The 19,707-nt window shown below is 69.3% G+C and carries 19 protein-coding genes and 1 riboswitch; of the genes, 6 read left to right on the top strand and 13 right to left on the bottom strand.

What is annotated here, in order from left to right; translation table 11 throughout:
* Nucleotides 1-52 precede the first annotated feature (52 nt).
* Both HQ314_RS21035 and HQ314_RS21030 read right to left on the bottom strand, forming a co-directional pair.
* Nucleotides 53-856, bottom strand: coding sequence for an ABC transporter permease (locus HQ314_RS21035; RefSeq protein WP_027504944.1), 804 nt, complete (start codon nucleotides 854-856; stop codon nucleotides 53-55).
* The gene (locus tag HQ314_RS21030; RefSeq protein WP_027504945.1) at nucleotides 853-1,860 is read right to left on the bottom strand and encodes a daunorubicin resistance protein DrrA family ABC transporter ATP-binding protein; all 1,008 of its coding nucleotides are present in this window, start codon (nucleotides 1,858-1,860) and stop codon (nucleotides 853-855) included. Before HQ314_RS21030 ends, HQ314_RS21035 begins: the two co-directional genes overlap by 4 nt.
* Nucleotides 1,861-2,049: 189 nt before the next feature.
* On the opposite strand from HQ314_RS21030, the gene HQ314_RS21025 reads away from it, so the two are divergent.
* The gene (locus HQ314_RS21025) at nucleotides 2,050-3,231 is read left to right on the top strand and encodes an NAD(P)/FAD-dependent oxidoreductase (RefSeq protein ID WP_285184642.1); all 1,182 of its coding nucleotides are present in this window, start codon (nucleotides 2,050-2,052) and stop codon (nucleotides 3,229-3,231) included.
* 42 nt (nucleotides 3,232-3,273) lie between these two features.
* Here the strand turns inward: HQ314_RS21025 and malQ are convergent, their stop codons facing one another.
* Nucleotides 3,274-5,373 (bottom strand): 4-alpha-glucanotransferase, encoded by a 2,100-nt coding sequence (gene malQ, locus HQ314_RS21020; protein WP_222651209.1) that lies wholly within the window; start codon nucleotides 5,371-5,373, stop codon nucleotides 3,274-3,276.
* Between the two features lie 109 nt (nucleotides 5,374-5,482).
* Between malQ and HQ314_RS21015 the strand changes: the two genes are divergently transcribed.
* The 4 genes from HQ314_RS21015 (at nucleotide 5,483) to HQ314_RS21005 (ending at nucleotide 8,957) form a co-directional block, all read left to right on the top strand.
* Nucleotides 5,483-6,583 (top strand): hypothetical protein, encoded by a 1,101-nt coding sequence (locus HQ314_RS21015; protein ID WP_222651208.1) that lies wholly within the window; start codon nucleotides 5,483-5,485, stop codon nucleotides 6,581-6,583.
* A 106-nt stretch (nucleotides 6,584-6,689) separates the two neighbouring features.
* On the top strand, nucleotides 6,690-8,078 hold the full coding sequence (locus HQ314_RS21010) for an OFA family MFS transporter (RefSeq protein WP_051613185.1): 1,389 nt from the start codon (nucleotides 6,690-6,692) through the stop codon (nucleotides 8,076-8,078).
* Nucleotides 8,075-8,200, top strand: coding sequence for a hypothetical protein (locus HQ314_RS21590; protein WP_261770158.1), 126 nt, complete (start codon nucleotides 8,075-8,077; stop codon nucleotides 8,198-8,200). Before HQ314_RS21010 ends, HQ314_RS21590 begins: the two co-directional genes overlap by 4 nt.
* Nucleotides 8,193-8,957 carry a DUF2071 domain-containing protein gene (locus tag HQ314_RS21005; protein WP_308119525.1) on the top strand — a complete coding sequence of 255 codons (765 nt, stop codon included), beginning with the start codon at nucleotides 8,193-8,195 and terminating at the stop codon, nucleotides 8,955-8,957. The genes HQ314_RS21590 and HQ314_RS21005 overlap by 8 nt, the downstream gene beginning before the upstream one ends.
* Here HQ314_RS21005 and HQ314_RS21000 read toward each other — a convergent pair.
* From HQ314_RS21000 to HQ314_RS20955, 10 genes are all read right to left on the bottom strand, one after another.
* Entirely contained in the window at nucleotides 8,954-10,177 is a 1,224-nt protein-coding gene (locus HQ314_RS21000; protein ID WP_056448395.1) for an SfnB family sulfur acquisition oxidoreductase, read from the bottom strand. The genes HQ314_RS21005 and HQ314_RS21000 overlap by 4 nt on opposite strands.
* Nucleotides 10,174-11,355, bottom strand: coding sequence for an LLM class flavin-dependent oxidoreductase (locus tag HQ314_RS20995; RefSeq protein ID WP_308119524.1), 1,182 nt, complete (start codon nucleotides 11,353-11,355; stop codon nucleotides 10,174-10,176). The genes HQ314_RS21000 and HQ314_RS20995 overlap by 4 nt, the downstream gene beginning before the upstream one ends.
* Before the next feature lie 65 nt (nucleotides 11,356-11,420).
* On the bottom strand, nucleotides 11,421-12,566 hold the full coding sequence (locus HQ314_RS20990) for an alkaline phosphatase family protein (protein ID WP_222651206.1): 1,146 nt from the start codon (nucleotides 12,564-12,566) through the stop codon (nucleotides 11,421-11,423).
* A 31-nt stretch (nucleotides 12,567-12,597) separates the two neighbouring features.
* A complete protein-coding gene (locus HQ314_RS20985; protein WP_222651204.1) occupies nucleotides 12,598-13,971 on the bottom strand; it encodes a YbjN domain-containing protein in 1,374 nt (457 codons plus the stop codon).
* 47 nt (nucleotides 13,972-14,018) lie between these two features.
* Nucleotides 14,019-14,312: a GNAT family N-acetyltransferase gene (locus HQ314_RS20980; protein ID WP_027504953.1), complete on the bottom strand. Its 294-nt coding sequence runs from the start codon at nucleotides 14,310-14,312 to the stop codon at nucleotides 14,019-14,021.
* Nucleotides 14,313-14,321: 9 nt separating this feature from the next.
* Complete coding sequence (locus tag HQ314_RS20975; protein ID WP_222651202.1) at nucleotides 14,322-15,068, bottom strand: ABC transporter ATP-binding protein; 747 nt, start codon at nucleotides 15,066-15,068, stop codon at nucleotides 14,322-14,324.
* Nucleotides 15,065-15,859 carry an ABC transporter permease gene (locus tag HQ314_RS20970; protein WP_222651200.1) on the bottom strand — a complete coding sequence of 265 codons (795 nt, stop codon included), beginning with the start codon at nucleotides 15,857-15,859 and terminating at the stop codon, nucleotides 15,065-15,067. Before HQ314_RS20970 ends, HQ314_RS20975 begins: the two co-directional genes overlap by 4 nt.
* Complete coding sequence (locus HQ314_RS20965; protein ID WP_222651199.1) at nucleotides 15,837-16,871, bottom strand: ABC transporter substrate-binding protein; 1,035 nt, start codon at nucleotides 16,869-16,871, stop codon at nucleotides 15,837-15,839. The genes HQ314_RS20970 and HQ314_RS20965 overlap by 23 nt, the downstream gene beginning before the upstream one ends.
* A complete protein-coding gene (locus tag HQ314_RS20960; protein ID WP_027504957.1) occupies nucleotides 16,868-17,620 on the bottom strand; it encodes a TenA family protein in 753 nt (250 codons plus the stop codon). The genes HQ314_RS20965 and HQ314_RS20960 overlap by 4 nt, the downstream gene beginning before the upstream one ends.
* A riboswitch (TPP riboswitch) is annotated at nucleotides 17,614-17,709 on the bottom strand. It overlaps the preceding gene by 7 nt.
* Before the next feature lie 29 nt (nucleotides 17,710-17,738).
* Complete coding sequence (locus tag HQ314_RS20955) at nucleotides 17,739-19,136, bottom strand: sugar porter family MFS transporter (RefSeq protein ID WP_027504958.1); 1,398 nt, start codon at nucleotides 19,134-19,136, stop codon at nucleotides 17,739-17,741.
* Nucleotides 19,137-19,284: 148 nt separating this feature from the next.
* Here HQ314_RS20955 and HQ314_RS20950 point away from each other — a divergent pair, with 148 nt between their 5' ends.
* A complete protein-coding gene (locus HQ314_RS20950) occupies nucleotides 19,285-19,674 on the top strand; it encodes an SRPBCC family protein (RefSeq protein WP_222632754.1) in 390 nt (129 codons plus the stop codon).
* The last annotated feature ends 33 nt before the right edge of the window (nucleotides 19,675-19,707 follow it).

The raw sequence follows: 19,707 nt of genomic DNA, 5'->3' as shown, positions 1-19,707 counted from the left end.
CTTCGTGTGATCAGGCTGTGAACGCGAGGTGCGGCCGCCCCGGCTCAGCACGTCAGCGGCTCACCGCCTTGGTGTAGCGGTGGATGGCGAACGGTACGAAGACGATCAGGATGAGGATCGACCATCCCACCGTCGCGAGCACCGGGTGCTGGAGTGGCCACGCGTCCGGAGGCGGCATCGTCGGGTTCGTGTTCCCGAACAGCACCCGGCTCGCCTGCGTGATGGCGGAGACAGGATTCCACTCGGCGATGGGTTGCAGGATCCCGGGCAGATCCTGACTCTGCACGAACGTGTTGGCGATGAACGTCAGCGGGAAGATGACGATGAAGCTGGCGTTGTTGAACACCTCGGGCGTCCGGATCCACAGCCCGATCACCGCCATCACCCAGGACAGTGCGTAGGCGAAGAGCAGCAGCAGACCGAATCCTGCCGCGGCCTCCCAGAACGACGACCGGATGCGCCAGCCGACCAGCAGACCGGTCAGGGACATCACGACCAGGCTGATGACGTTGATGACGATGTCGCTGCTGGTCCGTCCGACGAGCACCGCGGACGGAGCCATGGGCAGGGAGCGGAAGCGGTCGATGATGCCCTTCTGCATGTCCTCCGCGAGCCCGAGGCCGGTCCACGTGGACCCGAAGATGACGGTCTGCGCGAAGATGCCGGCGATGAGGAACTCGCGGTAGGACATGCCGGGGATCTCGATGGCCGACCCGAATATGTACGCGAAGACCAGGACGAACATGATCGGCGACAGCAGCGTGAAGACGATGAGGTCGGGGACGCGCTTGATCTTGATGAGGTTGCGTCGGGCGATGGTCGCGCCGTCGCTCAGCGCCGTGGTGGGTGAGTTCATCGGGCCGTCTCCTGTCCGCTGGGCTGCTGATCGGCCGCGTCGGGCCGGGTCGACGTCTGGCCGGTGAGAGTGAGGAAGACGTCGTCGAGGCTGGGCTTGCCCAGCGAGGCGTCGGCAGGGGTGACGCCGTTCTCGCGGAGCAGGACCAGCGCGTCGACGAACGTGGTGGTCCCGTCGTCCGCACCGACCGTGAGCCGCCGGGACGCGGCATCGGAGGTGACCTGACCCGGTGCGAAACGCTCCATGACGCCCTGCGCCGTCGTCAGATCGCCGTCCGTGTCGAAGGCGAACTCCAGCCTGGCTCCGCCCACTCGCGACTTCAGTTCGTCGGCGGTGCCGCGCTCGATGACGCGACCACGATCGATCACCGCGATCTCGTCGGCCAGCTGGTCCGCTTCCTCGAGGTACTGGGTGGTGAGGAGCAGGGTCGTCCCGCCCTGCACCAGTTCCTCGATCACCGACCACAGCTCGAGGCGGGCGCGAGGATCGAGCCCGGTGGTGGGCTCGTCGAGGAAGAGGACCGGTGGATCGGCGACGAGGGCGCCCGCCAGGTCCAGGCGTCGGCGCATCCCACCCGAGTAGCCCTTGACCGGCCGGTCGGCCGCCTCGACGAGGTCGAACCGTTCGAGCAGTTCACGTGCCCGATCACGGCTGCGCTTCTTCCCGAGGTGGTACAGCCGACCGACCATGTCGAGGTTCTCGAAGCCCGTCAGGTACTCGTCGACCGCGGAGTACTGCCCCGAGACGCCGATGCGTGAGCGGAGTTCCGCCGCGTCGGCAACGACGTCGAGCCCCGCCACCCGTGCGGTGCCGGCGTCGGCCCGCAGCAGTGTGGTGAGCACGCGGATGGTGGTGGTCTTCCCGGCACCGTTGGGCCCGAGCAGTGCCATGACCGTGCCCTCGGGCACCTCGAGATCGAGACCGTCGAGTGCGTCGACGCCCCCGTACCGTTTGACGAGGCCGACCGCGCTGATGGCGGTGGCACCCGAACTGCGTGAGGCCATGAGACTTCCCTTCCGGACGTGACACGACGATGCGCCCGTCGGATGTGACTCGGCCGAGCGTCGGAACTCATCACAGCACGCAGGTACGACACGGTCGGGTTTCCGCGGAGCCCGCATCGGCTACTCCCTGTGCAGGTGATGCACGGCCCGACTCGGTCGGCGCGCACGGCTCATGAAGAGGGGTACAACGTGTCCGAGTACGACTACGTCATCGTCGGTGGAGGAATGGTGGCCGACAACGCCGCCAAGGGGATCCGCGAGCACGACGAGAACGGCAGCATCCTCGTCGTCGGCTCCGACGTCGACGGTCCCTACACCCGCCCCGCGCTGAGCAAGAAGCTGTGGACCGACGCGGAGTTCACCACCGACGAGGTGCCGTTGGGCACCGAGGAGACGGGTGCGACGCTGGTGCTGTCGACGACGGTCACGTCGATCGATCGCGACGCCCGCACGGTGACCACCGACAAGGGGGACACCCACCACTACGGATCGCTGTTGCTGGCGACCGGGGCGACCCCGACGACGCTGGACCTGCGTCCGTCCGAGCGGGTCGTCTACTTCCGCACCTTCGCGGACTACCGGCGCCTGCGGGCGCTGGCGACGGAGGGCACCCACATCGTCGTGGTGGGCGGTGGTTACATCGGCACCGAGATCGCCGCGGCGCTCGCGCAGAACAAAGTCACCGTCACCCTGGTGAGCAGTGACGACGTGGTGGGCGGCCACATGTTCCCCGCGGACCTCGCGTCGGTGTTCCAGCAGGACTTCGAGGATCACGGCGTCACGGTCCGCACGGGTGTGAAGGTCGACTCCGGTGCGCAGCAGGGCAATGCGGTGTCGCTGACCCTCAGCGACGGTTCCACGATCGATGCCGACGCGGTGGTCTTCGGGCTCGGCGTGACGCCGAACACCGACCTCGCGGAGAAGTCGGGGCTCGACGTCGACAACGGCATCGTGGTCGACGAGTTCCTGCGCACGGCGGACGAGCACGTCTACGCCGCGGGCGACGTCGCCAACTACCCCGACGCGATCCTGGGCCGTCGTCGCATCGAGCACGTGGACAACGCCAACAGCATGGGAAAGACGGTCGGCAAGATCATGGCCGGCTCCACCGAGCCGTACACGTACACGCCGTACTTCTACTCCGACGTGTTCGACAACGGTTACCAGGCGGTGGGCACGATGAGCACCGACCTCAGGACGGTCGAGGACTGGAAGACGCCGGGCAAGGAGGGCGTCGTGTACTACCTCGACGACGACTCCGTGCTGCGCGGTGTGCTGATGTGGAACGTGTGGGAAGGACTCGACACCGCGCGCGAGATGCTGAAGAGCGGCGAGAAGCGCGACGACGAGTCCCTGCTCGGCGCGATCTGACGACCACCCCTCACCCCGCCGCGTCGGCGGGGTGAGGGCGTCTCAGTACTGCACCAACGGGTCCGCGCGCCGCAGGTCCTCCACCGAGACCGCGCGGCCCGCGGCGTCGGCGAGGGGAACGCGCCAGTTCCGATACTGGGTCTCGTCGGTTCCCGGCTGGTTCTGGATGCGGTGCTCGCCGACCATGTCCACCAGTGCCACTCCGATGAGCAGGGACGGGCTGCGCTGGATCAGCCGGTACAGCGCCGCGACCGTCTCCCCGGTGGACGCACCGTCCGCGAGCAGGCCACGCTCGCGCGCGAGGTCCAGCACGGACTCACGCTGTTCCTCGTCCTGCGCACGCTCCTCGTCGACGGCTCTCTCGAGGAGGCCGAGCCGCGATCGCAGATCGATGTGCTCACCCGCCAGGTACCCGGCGGTGGGCGGCAGGTCGTGGGTGGTCACCGAGGTCAGGCACAGCTCGCGGTACTTCTCCGGGGCGATGGGGCCGTCGTCGTCCCGCTCGAACCACAGGATGGACGTGCCCAGCACGCCCCGCTCGGCCAGGTAGTCCTGGACGACGGGTTCGAAGACGCCGAGGTCCTCACCGATGACCACGGCGCCGGCCAGTTCCGCCTCGAGCGCGAGGATGCCGATGAGCGCCTCGTGGTCGTACGTGACATAGGTGCCGCCCGCGGGAGTCTCGGCATCGGTGGGGATCCACCAGAGCCGGAACAGTCCGAGGATGTGGTCGACCCGCAGCCCGCCCGCGTGCTTGAGCACGGTGCGCAGCATGTCGCGATACGGTGCGTACCCGAGTTCGGCCAGCCGGTCGGGCCGCCAGGGTGGCTGGTTCCACTGCTGCCCTTGCTGATTGAAGTCGTCCGGGGGAGCGCCGACGGTCACGCCCTCGGCCAGTGCGGAACCCAGGGACCAGGCGTCGGCACCCGAGAGCTGCACTCCCACAGCCAGATCGTGCACGACACCGATGGCCATTCCGGCCCGGTGCGCGGTGGCCTGCGCCTCGGCCAGCTGCTCGTCGCAGATCCACTGGAGCCAGCTGTGGAACTCGATGCGATGCGCGAGCTTCGCCTGCTGCCGCTGGACCCACGGCGTGCCGGGGGCGGCGGCCTTCGTCTGCCATCGCGTGTCGTCCGGCGACAGCTTCTCCGTCAGTGCGCACCACGTGGCGAAGTTGTGCAGGCCCACGCCCTCCGCGGCGCGGAACTCGTCGAACGCGGCCTGGCGGGACGCGCTCCGCGGAACGAGGAAGATCGCTTCGAGCGCACGGAGTTTCGCGCGCAGAGACTTGTCCCTGTCCAGATCGTCCGTGCGACCGTCGGCGCGGTGCAGTCGGCGCGCGGTGTCGCGGATGCGGGCATACCTGTCGCGCGGCAACATCGCTGTCTCGCGGATGTTCTCGACGCGGATGTAGAGCGGATTGAAGAATCGACGGGTGGTCGGCAGATAGGGCGAGGCCTCGATCGGTGGCCGCGGCGCCGCGGCGTGCAACGGATTGACCAGGACGTAGTCCGCTCCGTGCTCGCCGCCCAGGATCGCCGCCATGTCGGCCAGATCGGCCAGATCGCCGATGCCCCACGACTGTGCGGACCGGATGGAGTAGAGCTGCGCCAGTACGCCCCATCGTTGACGATCGGACAGTGCCTCGGCGGTGGACAGACGGGCCGGCGTGACGACCAGCGTGCACGACGCCTCGAGACCGTCGTCCCCCTCCGCGCGCAGCGTGTGCCATCCGAGCGGGAGATCGACCGGGACGGCGAACGTGGCTCGGCCGACGAGGGCGCCGTCGATCTCGCGGGGGTCGACCCAGACGTCCTGCTGAGCCGCCTCGCGCGTGCCGCCGTCCTCGAGCTCGACGGTGACCGCCACGGACGTCCCGTGCGGCACGTGGACGGGAACGTGGTGGTCCTTGCCGGACGTGACCACGACGACCGCCGGCACGGTGCGCCGCCAGGGTGCCTCGTCGTGATCGACGATCGCGGTCTCGATGTCGTCGTCGCTGTCGACGGGCACGTCGAGCGCCGTCAGGACAGAGCGGAGGGTGGATTCACCGACGTCGCGGCGGGCCTTGTCCCACCCCTCGTACGACGTGGCGACGCCGTGGAGCCCGGCGAGGTGGCGTAGTCGTTCGATGTTCGTCACGCTTCGATGGTAGTGCCGCGCGGGGGTGGCCGCGGACGTGAGAACCGTGTCCCGACTCGATCTGGAACACTGGTGGCACCTGCAGAATCGGTAGGGGAGGTGGAGAACGGTGACGAGTGACCCCGCGGACATGCGTGCCCGTCGAGCGGACACCGTGCGGACCATCGCCGAGTCGACGCGCATCGAGTCGGACCGGTCCGGACGCGCTCACGAGCCGCTGTCCGACCGCGCCGCGCTGCTCGTCGCACTGGGTCGTCTCGACGAGGAGACGCGCGGCATCGCGCTCATGCGCCTGCGCGCCGGCCGGAAGTTCCCCGCACTGGGCGGATTCGGCACCCTGCGGCTGATCACGGAGGAGCTGCACTGGATCGACGGTCGCACGGCCGTACTGCGCACCGGGCCCACGCGCCTGGCTCTGCTGCAACGGCACGTGCTGCTCGAACGTCGACTGGGGTCGTACCGCACGCGGTTCGTGATGAGTTCCGGTCACTACGCGTCGGGGGTCCGCGCGATCCGCCGGGAGCGGCGCGAGGGCATCCACCTCGACGTCGACCAGCGCACCGCCCTCTTCGAGGCGTTGCGGCACACGCCGACTCCGCTCGGTGTCGGACCCGGTCCACTCTCGCGAGCCCGAGGGATCCTCGGCGGCGCCGCGGCGGAGCGCCTCGACACGCTGCACGCGCGGGGCGCCGACGTCGTCCGCACCCTCGCGGGCACGGACGCGGATCGGTTCGCCGATCGCTACGACACCCTGCTGTTCCTCGCCGGGATGTACCACGACCGGATCCTCTCCTCGCGGATCTGGCGCTCGGACCTGTTCGCGGTGGCCCGGGCGCAGCTCGACCCGGGAACCGAACTGGTGCAGATCGCAGTGGACGTGGTCGCACTCGCCCAGTTGGACGCGGAACTCACCGCGGCCTTCGAGGCGCAGGGGGACATGGTGGACGAGGAGGGTCGACGCGAGGTGCTCGTGCGCCGAGCCGATCTCATCCCGGTGTGGGATCAGGTGATCGACCGGGTCGCCGCGTTGTCACGCGTGGTCGACGAGATCGCGGTGGCGGAGATCGAGCACCGGAGCCTGGACGCCGTGCAGCGCACCGTGGGCCTCGACCAGCGCATCGACGATCTCATCTCCCGGTCCGGTACGCGGGAGATCTCGGCCGACAACACCCATTCGGTGTCCGATCAGATCTCGCGGGACACGCTCTGACGTGCGCCCGTGCCTTCGTCCTGTTTGGAACGAGTCGGATCGGTGAAAGCACGGTAGTACGCGGTCGACCTCTGAGCGCGTGACCCGCGCCGGAAGGACGACCTCCATGCCAGCAGTACTCGAACGCGCCCGTATCGTCGCGCCACCGGGATGGAGCCGCTGGCTCATTCCGCCGGCCGCCCTCGCGATTCATCTCGCGATCGGCCAGGCCTATGCGTGGAGCGTGTTCAAGGCCGCCATCTCCTCCGACACCGCCATGGGACTGAGCGGGACGATGACCGCGATCCCGTTCCAGCTGGCCATCGTCATGCTCGGCCTCTCCGCAGCCGTGCTCGGCACGAAGGTGGAGACGCACGGTCCGCGGTGGGCCATGACGATGTCGCTCCTCTTCTTCTGCTCCGGGCTGCTCATCTCCGCCCTCGGCATGAGCCTCGACCAGTTCTGGTTGGTGATCGTCGGATACGGACTCGTCGGCGGCATCGGCCTCGGCATCGGGTACATCTCCCCGGTCTCCACGCTGATCAAGTGGTTCCCCGATCGCCCGGGCATGGCGACGGGTATCGCGATCATGGGATTCGGCGGCGGCGCCCTGGTGGCCTCGCCCCTGACCACCAAGCTCCTGTCCGCGTACGGCGGCAACACCGATGCCTCGATCGCCACGACGTTCCTCACGCTCGGCCTCGGCTACGCCGTCTTCATGGCGCTCGGCGTCGTGCTGATCCGGGTTCCCGCCGACGACTGGAAGCCGGCCGGGTGGACGCCACCGCAGACCCCGGCGGGTCAGCACACCGCACGCGTGTCCGCGGCGAACGCCGTCAAGACCCCGCAGTTCTGGTTGCTGTGGATCGTGTTGTGCTTCAACGTCACCGCCGGCATCGGTATCCTCGAGCGCGCCGCGGGCATCTACACCGACTTCTTTCCCGACCCCACCGCCCCGGAATCCGTGGTGGCAGCGGCCGCGGGCTTCGTCGCATTCCTCTCGCTGACGAACATGCTCGGCCGGTTCGTGTGGTCGTCGGTGTCCGACCTGGTGGGTCGCAAGAACATCTATCGTCTCTACCTCGGTGTGGGTGCGCTTCTCTACCTGTACATCTCGCTCTTCACGAACACGAACAAGGTCCTGTTCCTCGTCAGCGCGATGGTGATCCTGTCGTTCTACGGTGCAGGCTTCGCCACGGCGCCCGCCTACCTGCGTGACCTGTTCGGTACCTATCAGGTCGGTGCCATCCACGGACGACTGTTGACGGCCTGGTCGGTCGCGGGCGTGCTCGGACCACTGATCGTCAACGCGATCGCCGACCTCGGCGAGGAGGGAACCACCGGACGGTACGTTCCCGCGTTCGTGACGATGATCGTCCTGCTCTCCATCGGCTTCGTCGCGAACGAACTGATCAAGCCCGTGGATCCGAAGTACTCGGAGCCGGACCCGGAGGCGACGACGCCGGGCACTGCGACCGACGAGGGTACGAACGACAAGAACGAGGCGACGGTATGAGCGAGACGAAGCAGGGCGCGCGTGTGCCCGTCGTGGTGGTGTCCTGGCTGTGGGTCGGGGTTCCCTTCGCCTGGGGTGTCTACGAGCTGATCCTCAAGGCCAAGAACCTCTTCGGTGCGTGATCGGAGCGTCGATCTCTGGCCTCGCCCGCCTGTGCTGCCGCGCCCCGTGATCATGGACCAGCGGTGGGAACGCCTCGTGTTCCTGCACTGGCGTGTCGCCCCGGACGTCGTCGCGCCGTTGCTGCCTCGCGGCATCGTCCCCGACACGATGGACGGGTACACCTATGTCGGACTGATCGGCTTCGAGATGGTGGGGGCCGGGTTGGGGTACGGCCGACCGGTACCGCGACTCGGAACCTTCGGCGAGATCAACGTGCGGCTCTACAGCCGCGACGGTGACGATCGCCGAGGGGTCGTGTTCCGTTCTCTCGACGCCACCCGTGCCGCAGTGGTGCTGGCCACGAACGCGGCGGGGGTGCCGTATCGCTGGTCGCACATCGACATCGTCGACGACGGTGATCCTCGGAACCGGGTCGTCGGCTACCGCTCTCGGCGACTGGCACCGCCGCACCGTGGTGCGACGACCGACTTCACCGTGTCCCCCGGCGACACCGACATGTCCGACGATCCGCTGTCGGTGTTCCTCACCGCTCGGTGGGGGATGCACACGTCCGTCGCGGGCCGACCCGTCTACGTCCCCAACACCCACCGCCGGTGGCCGCTGCGCGCGGCGACCCTGGTGCGCTGCGACGACCAGCTCATGGCCGCGGCGGGCGTGGGGGACCTGGCCGCCCGCCCGCCGGACTCCGTGCTGTATTCCGACGGTGTGCGAACGCAGTTCGGGCGTCCCTACGCCGCGACACCGGTACGCGACTAGATCAGTCCGTGGCGCGGCGGGTGCGCCCCGGTGAGCGCGTACCGGCCGACGTGTTGAGTCTTCCATCGCACAGGGTCGTGGAGCGTGTGGGTCCTCGCGTCGCGCCACAGCCTGTCCAGCCGTAGAGAGGCTGCGGCACTGCGAGTTCCGCCCGCGTCGAACAGTGCCGTGGTGGCGTCGAGGGACGCACGCGCCGAGGCTACCTTGGCCGCTGCTGTCGCGATGGAGGCCGCCGCGGCGCTGTCCGGTGTGAGCTCGCGCTCGGCCACGTCGATCGCCTCGCCGGCCTCGCGCACGAGCGCCTCGGCCCCGCGCACCCCGATCTCCACCTCGCCGAACTGCTGCAGCAGCAACGGATCCCGGTCGGCCGTCGCCACGTCGGCGTCCACCGGAGGGCGAGCGACGACCACGACGTCGCGAGCGGTGTCGACGGCGGCGCGGGCGATGCCGGCATCGATGGCGGCGTGCAGCAGCTGAGCGCGCGCCCCGTAGGTGGTCGCGTCGTCGAAGAGGGCGGAGTACGGCACGAGGGAGTCGGCGGGCACCACGACGTCCGTCAGGGTCACGGTGCCGCTGGCCGTCGTGCGCTGCCCGAGCCCGTCCCAGTCGTCCTCGACGAGCACTCCGGGCGCGTCCGCCGGGATGTAGGCCAGCACCTTTCGGCTCTGATCACCCTGCTCGCCGGGGCCCGCCTGCACGCCGCGGACCACCAACCAGTGTGCGAAGAGCGCGCCCGTCGAGTAGTACTTGGTGCCGTTCAGCGACGAGGTGCCGTCCGGACGGGACGTCACCGTGGTCCGGTCGACCGCGATGGAGGGTGTGCCGCGCTCGCTCTGGGCGTTGGCGAAGCGGCGACCGGCGAGGGCCTCGGCGAAGAAGCGTCGCTGTTGCTCCGTCGATCCCTGTCGCCGCAGCGCGTCGAGGAAGGTCATGTGGCTCTGCGGTATCTGCGCGATGCTGGCGTCCCCGCGAGCGAGCGAGAGGAACACCGAGGCGAGGGTGCGCGCCGAGACCGGCCTGCCGCCGAACTCCGCGGGCACGGTGATGCCCAGCAGGCCCGACGCGGACAGCAGGTCCAGTTCCGGGCCGGGCAGCCGTCGATCGCGGTCACGTTCGATCGCGGACGGGGCGATCTTCGCCCCAAGTGCGGCGGCGACGGCCAGCGCAGCGTCGTCGTCGAGCACCGGCGGCAGGGTCTTCGGGCCGGGTTCGGTGGTCATCGGGCGGGGAGGAACGGGGTGTGGCCGGTGGCGCGTGCCGCGGCGCCGCCGGAGAACAGTCCGCGGCTGCGCAGCTGGGGGATGACACCCTCGCCGAACCAGTACAGCTCCTCGAGGTGTGGATAACCGGAGAGAACGAACTCGTCGATGCCGATGGCCGCGTACTCCGCGATGCGATCGGCCACCTCGGTGTGGCTCCCGACGAGGGCCGTTCCGGCCCCGCCGCGCACCAGGCCGACACCGGCCCACAGGTTGGGGGAGATCTCGAGTGCGCGCGGGTCCTTCCAGGACCCGGTCCTGCGGCTCTCCTCGTGCAGAGCGAGCATCGCGCGCTGGCCCACCGACTCGCTCCGCGCCAGGTTGGACTGCGCCGTCGCGACGGCGTCCTCGCCGAGCGCCTCGACGAGCGCGCCCGCCTGTTTCCATGCCTCCTCGGACGTGTCGCGGGTGATCACGTGCAGACGGATGCCGAAGCGCACGGTGCGTCCGCGCTCGGCCGCGAGTCCGCGGATCCACTCGATCTTCTTCGCCACGGCCGTGGTCGGCTCACCCCACGTGAGATAGACGTCGGAGTGGTCCGCCGCCACCGGGCCCGCAGCGGGAGAGGAGCCGCCGAAGTACAGCGGAGGCGTGGGGTCGGGGAGGAACGGCAGCGACGCATCCTCGACCTGGATGTGCGTGCCCTGGTGCGTCACCGACTCGCCGCGCCAGAGGCCGCGGACGATGGTGAGGAACTCGTCCGTGCGGGCGTACCGCTCGTCCTTGGACAGGTGATCGCCGTACTGACGCTGCTCGTGAGCCTCGCCCCCGGTGACGACGTTGAGCAGGAGTCGGCCGGGCGCATGGTTGCTGAACGTCGCCGACATCTGCGCCGCGAGGGTCGGGCTGATCAGACCCGGTCGGAAGGCGATGAGGAATGCGAGCTTCTCGGTCTCGCGGGCGAGCATCGCCGTGGTGAGCCACGCGTCCTCGCACCACGCGCCGGCCGGGGTGAGTGCACCGGTGAAGCCGAACTCCTCGGCCGCGCGGCCGATGGACGACAGGTACCCGATGCTCGCGCGACGATCTCCGCCTGCGGCGCCGACTCGCGTGCCGTGTCCGCCGCCGACGATCGCCCTGCTGTCGCCGTAGGTGGGAAGGAACCAGTGCAGGGCGAGAGAAGAGTTGTCGAGGGTCACTCGTCCCACCGTAGGACCGTCGCGGCGCCCCGAGAAGCGTTGGAATCAGGGCGATTCTTGGCGTGTCAGCCCCGTGCCACGAGGAGAGGAACGGTCATCTCGACGTCGGTCAGGGAGCCGTGATGGCCGGGCAGCGCCGACTGGTTCGGTTCGGCCCCGCGGCGGATCAGGGCGCCGTCGCCGAGAGCCAGAGCCAGGACGTCACCGATGCACGCCGCGACGTCGGGGCGCACCGACGGCCCGAACCAGCCCCGGGAGACCGCATCGTCGCGGCCCACCACCAGGTGGTCCGGACCCAGGGTCTCCCGCCAGGCATCGAGCACCGTGGCAGCGGCGCCGGCGTCGGCGAAGACGTGGCGCGCGCGGGGTTCGCCGCAGATCATCCGGACGTCGGCGGTGAGCGCGGGCGTCGCGTCGATGTCCACGCGGGTGCCGATCTGCACCATCCCGTGATCGGCGGTGACGATCAGCGCTGCGTCGGAGGGCAACTCGCCGAGGATGCCGGCGACGATGGTGTCGACCTGAGTCAGCTCGTGGCGCCACGCGTCGGAGTCCGGCCCGCGCACGTGGCCGGTGAGGTCGAGTTCGGACCAGTACGAGTAGACGAGGGACCGCCGGCCGCGCCGCAGCGCGCGCGAGGTCTCGGCGACGAGGTCGCCCGCGGACACCGACGCGGAGAAGTCCCCGCCGCGCAGCACGGCGCGGGTGAGCCCGGACTCGCGCTGGTAGGACGGCGCGATGCGAGTGACGGACACCCCGTCCGCCGCGGCGCGCTCGAACACGGTGTCGCGAGGTTGGAACTGTTCAGGAACGAGCTCGGCGAGCAGATCGACGCGGGGTCCCTGACCGTGCAGACGCCAGTGCAGCGGATTCATCGGACGGTCGAAGCCGGGCACGGCGGTGAGGTAGCCGACGATGCCGTGCTCACCGGGCGTGCGTCCGGTGCCCAGTGACGCCAACGACGTCGCGGTGGTGGACGGGAACGTGGCGGTGACGACCCGCTCGGTGAGCGAGGAGAGTGTCGGCGCTGCCGAGGCGTGCGCCGCCAACTGTCGAGCTCCGAGGCCGTCGATCAGCAGTACGCAGACCCGCCGGACCCCGGACAACCCCAGCCCGACGGTGTCGGACTCACCGGGGACGCCGAGTGCGCCGAGCACCGACGGCAGAAGATCGGACAGGCTGTCGCCGCCGTAGCGCGGAGTGGTCACCACACATCGAAGGCTATCGGCAGCACCCTTCTCGTCAGTCGAAGAGGCTGTCACCGGTTCCGCCGGCTAGGTCGGTCCCGAACAGGTCGAGCTGGGAGCCGGACGACCGCGTCGGTCCGTCGACGCGGTCGGCGGCCAGACGCCGGTGCGCGGAGGTGAGGAGCGCGGAGGTGGTGCGCCAGACCCGCGCATCGAGACCGGCCGACGCGGCGACTCGCGGATCGGTGTCGTCGAGCGTGCGATCGAGGGCGGAGAGCTCGCACTCGCGTGCCACGTCCAGGAAGCGGACGACGCGCGTGCGATCGTGTCCGCACGCGTTCAGCACCTCCTCGACGTCGATGTCGGCGCCGCGCTCCCACACCGCCTCGGCGATCGTGCGCAGTGCCTCGGGAATCACCGGACCGCCGTGCTCGTCCGTCCCGTCACCCGCGTCGTACTCGGGCGTCGGTTCACCGAACGCGTCGAGGTAGGGCCGCGCCCCGAGCCCGGCCCGAAGATGCTCGGCGGCCTCGCCGGCGAACTTCTCCATGACGGCCAGCATGTCGGCCACGTGCTGCGGGACGAACGGCACCACCGTGACGTCGATGGTGGCGACGATGCGATCCTCGTCCAGCAGCACCTTGACGTGCGGCCACCGGCGGTTGACGTCGTTGACGACCGACAGTGCTCGCGCCTCGTCGGTGACGCCGGCCGCGAGCGGCGCGAGGATCTGTACGAACGGCGCCTCCGGGGTGGGGCACAGGTAGAGCCAGGCCGGCCCGAGACGGAACGGGTAGTCGCCGTCCTCGTCGGGGTGCGGCACGAACCCGAGGATGTGCAGGAGCGTCTGCTCGATGATCTCGAGACGGGCCTCGGGACCGGACGTGCGGACCGGCCGCAGCGGGTCGAACGGGACAGGGTCGGACGGCGGCGCGTCCTCGGGGTCCGTGGACGACGCGCCGAACCGGTCCTCGATCACGGGGCCGCACAGGTCGCCGTCCAGCTCGAGGAACGACGGGTGCGGGACACCCCACACCGAGTGCAGGACGCGGACAGCGGCGTCGGCGAGTTGGTCGGCGTAGCGCCGCGGGCGATCGACGAACCAGTTCACCGGCTCGTCGTCGCGGCGCGTGGTGTGCGGGAGCGACGGCGGCGGGGCGAACCCGAACTGCTCCAGCAGTGCGCGCCCTTCGGACGTCCACCGGCGGTGCTCGGCGAGGTACTCGTCCGCCAGCACCTCGCACCGGACCGTCTCGTCGTCCCATCCGTAGAACTGCAGGCAGGGCGGAACCGGATCGGAGCCGGCGTGCGGGCACGCGAGCACCAGTGAGTGTCCCGCCGGCATCCCGTCGAGGTGATCGGCGAGCAGGGTGCGGAACCGGCTCCAGGCGGCCTCGGGCGAGAGGTCGACACTGTTCAGGTCGTTCATGGGGCGACCGTAACGCGGCCCACCGACACGGTGTCGCGAGTCCCGGCTCACACGGTCAGATCGGCGTACTCCTCGTGCGTCTCGACGAAGTGATGCACGTAGGAGCACGACGGGACGATCTTCAGCCCCGCGGCGCGTGTGTCGTCGAGTGCGTGACGCACCAGGACGGCCGCGAGTCCGCGGCCGCGGAACTCGGGAAGCGTCACGGTGTGGTCGAAGTCCCGGACAGTCGGATCGGTCTGCCGATACTCGGCGTAGCCGGCGACCTCCTCACCGACGAGGATCTCGAAACGCTGACGATCGGGATGGTGCTCCACGCGGGTGTCGTCTGTGTCTGCCATGGACCGAACCTACTCGCCCGCGCCGGGACGAGGGCCTGTGCTTCCCAGAGCGTCCAGCAGTGCGCGTTCGTAGGTCGCGAACTCCCGCGTGGTGGCGGTCTCGGCGCGTCGCGGCCGCGGCAGATCGATGCTCACGTCGGCGACCACCCGCGCGGGCCGCGGTGACAGCACGACGACCCGGTCCGACACCTGCACCGCCTCCCGGATGTCGTGGGTGATCATCAGGACCGTCCAGCGGTACCGCTGCCACACCTCCTGCAACCAGTCCTGCATGGCCGTCCTGGTCAGCGAGTCGAGAGCGCCGAACGGCTCGTCCAGCAGCAGGACGTCGCGTCCCTGCACGACGGTCCGGAGCAGTGCGGCCCGCTGCCGCATCCCGCCGGACAGCGACGAGGGGCGTGCGTTCTCGAAGCCGTCGAGGCCGAAGATCGGGAACAGGTCGCGGGCCCGGCGCCGCGCCTGCGCCTTCGGAACCCCCTGCACCTCCAGCCCGAGTGCGGTGTTCGCGAGAACCGAACGCCACGGGAACAACAGATCCTTCTGCGGCATGTACGCGCAGCGCGGTGTCACCACGGTGCCGCTGTCCGCGGTGTCGAGACCGGCGAGGAGGGTCAACAGCGTGCTCTTGCCGCAGCCGCTCGGGCCGACGATCGACACGAACTGTCCCCCCTCGACGGCGAGGTCGATCCCGTCCAGTACCGGTGTCCCCGGGTAGGACTTGCGCACCGAGGTCAGCTCCAGAACAGGATCCGTCATCGCGTTCCCTCCTTCGCCGCGAGCGCCCACGGCGCGAGAAGCCGCTCGGCCACGAACGTGAGGAGGAAGAGTGCGATGCTGCACACCGCCGTGACCACGACCGCGGCCAGCACGAGATCCGTGCGGAACGCGTTCTTCTGCTGCGCCATGTAGATGCCCAGACCCGACGTGGCGCCGACGTACTCGGAGAAGACGGCACCGACGACGGCGTAGGTGATCCCGATGCGGAGCGCGGTGAAGAAGCGCGGCAGCGCGGACGGGAGCCGGACGTACCGGAACTGTTGTCGCCGTGACGCTCCCATGCTGCGCAGCAGTGCGTCGGACTCCTTGTCCGCGGAGGCGAATCCCTCGATCAGGCCGAGGGTCATCGGGAAGAACGTCACCAGCGCGATCACCAGGAGCTTGGGGAGGATGCCGAATCCGAACCAGATGATCATCAGGGGAGCGACGGCGATGACCGGCAGTGTCTGCGACACCACGAGCAGGGGAACGATGGCGCGGCGCAGCCACGGCGAGAAGTCCACGGCCGTGGCGATGATCCACGAGATCGTCAGGGAGACGGCGAAACCGAGCAGAGTGACCTGAATGGTGGACGATGCGTGACCCGCGATGACGGCACGGTTCGTCCAGCCCTGATCGACGACGCGGGCGGGGGAGGGGAGTACGCGCGGCGAGATGCCGCTGACGACCACGTACACCTGCCAGGCCGCCACGAGGCCCGCCGCGAGCAGCAGCGCCGGCGCGTACCGCCCCACCTGTCCGCCGCGCTCAGCCCTGATCGAGGTACTCATCGGTGAAGTAGGTCGACCAGTCGGGCTCGGTGGTCAGCGGTGCGCCGTCGGGCCCGGCCAGGACACCGGCGTCGAACAGGAACTTCGAGTACCCGGACCATCGCTCCAGGGTCTGCGTCCCGACGCGGCCGTTCTCGTCGAGCATGTAGTGCTCCGCCAGCATGCGCTGACTCTCGACGACCAGGTCCTCGTCGGGAAATGCTCCCGGGTTGGCGTCGATCAGATCGCGCGCGCCCGCGTCGGGATCGTCGGCGGCCTTCTGGTAACCCTTCTGCAAGGCCTGCACGAACTGTCGCGCCTGTTCGGGGTGCTCGGCCATCCACTCGTCACCGCCGTCGACGACGATCGCGTACGAGTCGGGGAAGCCGAAGTCGGTGTAGTCGAAGTACGTCATCGGGGTTCCGGCCCGCTCGGCCTCGAGACCCTCCCACGCGAAGTAGGAGACGGTGAAGTCCGCGGTACCGGAGTAGACCGCCTCGTACGCGGACGTCCCGAGCACCACGGTCTCGAAATCGCCGGTGCCACCGTCGTTCTCGATCACCTTGCTGAGGGTGGCCTCCTCGCCCGCATCGCCGAACCCGGCGTAGGTCCGCCCGTCCAGGTCTCGGGGGCTCCGGATGTCCTGCCGGTCGGCGCGGACGCCGATGCCGGTGGCCCAGTGCTGCAGCGGCGCCATCACCGAGGTCACCTTCGCGCCGGCGGCGCGGGCGTAGGTGGCGGAGCTGTGGAAGCTGATCCCGAACTCGGCGTTGCCGGAGTCGATCAGCGTGTCGGGGGACGTCGAGTTGTACGGCAGGATCTCGACGTTCAGCCCGGCGTCCGCGAAGTAGCCCTCCTGCTGGGCGACGAACAGGCCCGTGTGGTTCGTGTTGGGTGTCCAGTCGAGCGCGAAGCGGATCGTGTTCGCGTCGGAGGCATCGGACGTGGCGCAGCCCGCGAGACCCGCGGCGGCGACGAGCGACACGGTGAGCAGAGCCGCGACGCGTCCGACCCTCGTGTGCCGCGCCCTCATGCGTCCGACCCCGAAGCAGGCCAGGGCACGGTGTTCAGGGCGGTGTCCCAGAACAGCAGTTCGTAGCGCATCGCCACGACGAACGCGTCACTCATCCGCTGTCGTTCGGCCGGGCCGGCCACCTCGGCAGCCGCGTCGACGAGCTCGCGGGCGCGCGCGGCGGAGGTCTGGAAGTCCTCGGCGTCGTACGTCGTCACCCACCGGGCGTACGGGTGGTGCGGATCAGCGTCGAGCACGGCGCGGGCCGAGGCCGCGAGTCCGCGGCCGACCTCGGCGTAGATCCAGAAACAGGGGAGCGCGGCCGCGGCGCCGACGGCGTAGGTGTCGGTCGCCGCCGTCGCCGTGAGGAACGAGACGTACCCGAGGCACGCCTGGCTGTGCTCGACCGGCTTCTCCGACGGACCGCCGAGTGCGACGTCGGCGAGAAGGCTGGTGTGCAACGACTTCTCGACCGTCGCGGCCGTCGCCGCCGACGTGGCCCAGAACGCTCCGGCCTCCGGATCGACTGCGCGCGAGGACAGGAGGGCCAAGGCCTTCGCGTATCCCTCGAGGTAGAGGCCGTCCTGCTCGATGTACGTCCGGAACGACGTGATCGGCAGGGTGCCGTCGCCGAGTCGGGTGAGGAACTCGAGATCGCCGATCCGGGCCCGCAGGCCTGCCGTGCGGTCCCAGAGGAGGTCGGTGAAGCGTGTGAGGTCGGCTGCATCCGTGGTGGAGGCAGCGTCGACCGCATGGTCGTACGGCGTCATGGCCGTGACATCCCTTCGTCAGAATTACCTGCATCAGGTTCTCGGGTGTGGTCTCAGCCTCGCGACGCGAAGCACCCCGTGTCAGAACTCGCCGACCATAGCACCGGCGGTCGTGCGGCTACTTCATGTCCTCCAGTTCCATGCCCTTCGTCTCGGGGATCTTGGACTTCACGAAGAAGAACGACAGGGCGGCGAAGAGTGCGAAGCCGCCGTAGACGATGGAGAGTCCGACCATCTCGGTGAGCGACGGGAACAGCAGCGAGATGACGAAGTTGGCCACCCAGTTCGCGGCCGTACCGATGCCGAGAGCCATGGCGCGCATACGGTTCGGGAACATCTCGCCGAGCAGGACCCACATGATCGGTCCCCACGTCGACGCGAAGAAGATCACGAACAGGTTCGCTCCGATCAGCGCCACGACGCCCCAGGGATCGGGCAGGGAGACCTCGTCGCCGGTGCCGATCTGCTGGGAGAACGCGATCGCCGCCATGAGGAGACCGACGAACATACCGATGGAGCCGGCCATGAGCAGGTTGCGCCGACCCACCCGGTCGACGAAGAGAATGGCCACGAACGTCATGGCCACGTTGATCACGGAGGTGATGACCGACGTGGTGAAGGACTGACTCTCGGTGAAGCCCACCGACTTCCACAGTGTGGTGGAGTAGTAGAAGATCGCGTTGATACCGACGAACTGCTGCAGGACGGCCATGATGATTCCGACCCACACCAGCGGCTGCAGACCGAAGCGTGGACCGCGGATGTCGGCGAACGACGAGCGCTGCTCCTTGCGCAGAGTCAGGCGGATCTCGTGGATGCGCTCGTTGGGGTGCTTCTCGCCGGTGATGTTCGCGAGAATCTGCGCGGCCTCCTCGTCGAGGTGCTTGCCCACGAGGTAACGCGGCGACTCGGGGATGAGCAACGCGAGGACGCCGTAGACGACGGCCGGGATCACGCCGACGATGAACATCCATCGCCAGGCCTCGAGGCCGAGCCACAGGTCGTTGGACGCACCGTCCGCACGATCCGCCAGCACGGCGTCCGAGAGCAGTGCGGCGAAGATGCCGATGGTGATGGCCAGCTGCTGCAGCGACGCGAGGCTGCCGCGCATCCGGGCCGGCGAGATCTCCGCGATGTACGCGGGGGCGATCACCGACGCGATGCCGATGCCGAGACCGCCGAGCACACGCCACAGCATCAGGTCGGGAACGCTGAAGGCCAGACCCGAGCCGACCGACGAGATGATGAAGAGTGCGGACCCGAGCAGCATCACCTTCTTGCGTCCCCACCGGTCGGCCAGTCCGCCGGCGAACCAGGCGCCCGCCGCGCACCCGAGCAGGGCGATCGCGACGGTGAAGCCGGTGAGGAACTCGCCGAGGGCGAATCTGCCCTGGATGGAGTCGACGGCGCCGTTGATGACGGAACTGTCGAAACCGAAGAGGAAGCCGCCGACGGCGGCCGCAATGGTCACGCCGATGACTTTGGCCGTGTGATTGGCCGATGCCTGTGTGGTCATCCTTGTCCACCTACATGTCGGCCACCGGCCGCGCCGGTCGATGGCGGAGGAGTTTCGCTTGGTTCGGACCCTACGCCCGGCGCGACCGCTGTGGAGCGGCGACCTGACGGCAGTTTGAGCAGCGCCGGAACGGTGAATCCCGCCGGTCATGAAGAAGACTCTGCGACGCACCGGCGACGCCTCCGCCGACGTCGCGTGGGAGCGGTACATGGACCTGTCGCTCTGGTCGACGTGGGCACCGCAGATCATGGGGGTCGACGCGTCCACCGACCGTCTCGCCGCCGGCACGACCGGCACGGTGCGCGGACCCCTCGGCGTGCGGGTGTCCTTCGAGGTCCACTCCGTGGACGAGGCCGCACGGGTGTGGTCGTGGCGCGCGTGGATCGGCGCTCCGAGTGCCGGGCTCACCCTGGAACACGGTGTCGACAGCGCGGGGTCGGGCTCGTCGACGTGGTTGGTCGTGGACGGTCTGGCACCGCTCGTCCTCGGCTACTCTCCAGCGGCCCTGTTCGCGCTCGGTCGACTGGTGACAGCGTGACGACCATCGGGGTCCGATCCCCGCACTCCCTGT

This window comes from Rhodococcus sp. BP-332, from assembly GCF_019836065.1.
Classification (GTDB): Bacteria; Actinomycetota; Actinomycetes; order Mycobacteriales; family Mycobacteriaceae; genus Rhodococcoides.
The sequence above is the reverse complement of the archived record's forward strand: the minus strand, read 5'-3'. Positions and strand labels throughout refer to the sequence as shown.

Bases quoted from the DNA above. Each gene is read 5' to 3' on its own strand.
- HQ314_RS21035 (WP_027504944.1), bottom strand. From the start codon at position 856: ATGAACTCACCCACCACGGCGCTGAGCGACGGCGCGACCATCGCCCGA.
- HQ314_RS21030 (WP_027504945.1), bottom strand. From the start codon at position 1,860: ATGGCCTCACGCAGTTCGGGTGCCACCGCCATCAGCGCGGTCGGCCTC.
- HQ314_RS21010 (WP_051613185.1), top strand. From the start codon at position 6,690: ATGCCAGCAGTACTCGAACGCGCCCGTATCGTCGCGCCACCGGGATGG.
- HQ314_RS21590 (WP_261770158.1), top strand. From the start codon at position 8,075: ATGAGCGAGACGAAGCAGGGCGCGCGTGTGCCCGTCGTGGTGGTGTCC.
- HQ314_RS21000 (WP_056448395.1), bottom strand. From the start codon at position 10,177: ATGACCACCGAACCCGGCCCGAAGACCCTGCCGCCGGTGCTCGACGAC.
- HQ314_RS20985 (WP_222651204.1), bottom strand. From the start codon at position 13,971: ATGAACGACCTGAACAGTGTCGACCTCTCGCCCGAGGCCGCCTGGAGC.
- HQ314_RS20980 (WP_027504953.1), bottom strand. From the start codon at position 14,312: ATGGCAGACACAGACGACACCCGCGTGGAGCACCATCCCGATCGTCAG.
- HQ314_RS20975 (WP_222651202.1), bottom strand. From the start codon at position 15,068: ATGACGGATCCTGTTCTGGAGCTGACCTCGGTGCGCAAGTCCTACCCG.
- HQ314_RS20970 (WP_222651200.1), bottom strand. From the start codon at position 15,859: ATGAGTACCTCGATCAGGGCTGAGCGCGGCGGACAGGTGGGGCGGTAC.
- HQ314_RS20965 (WP_222651199.1), bottom strand. From the start codon at position 16,871: ATGAGGGCGCGGCACACGAGGGTCGGACGCGTCGCGGCTCTGCTCACC.
- HQ314_RS20960 (WP_027504957.1), bottom strand. From the start codon at position 17,620: ATGACGCCGTACGACCATGCGGTCGACGCTGCCTCCACCACGGATGCA.
- HQ314_RS20955 (WP_027504958.1), bottom strand. From the start codon at position 19,136: ATGACCACACAGGCATCGGCCAATCACACGGCCAAAGTCATCGGCGTG.
- HQ314_RS20950 (WP_222632754.1), top strand. From the start codon at position 19,285: ATGAAGAAGACTCTGCGACGCACCGGCGACGCCTCCGCCGACGTCGCG.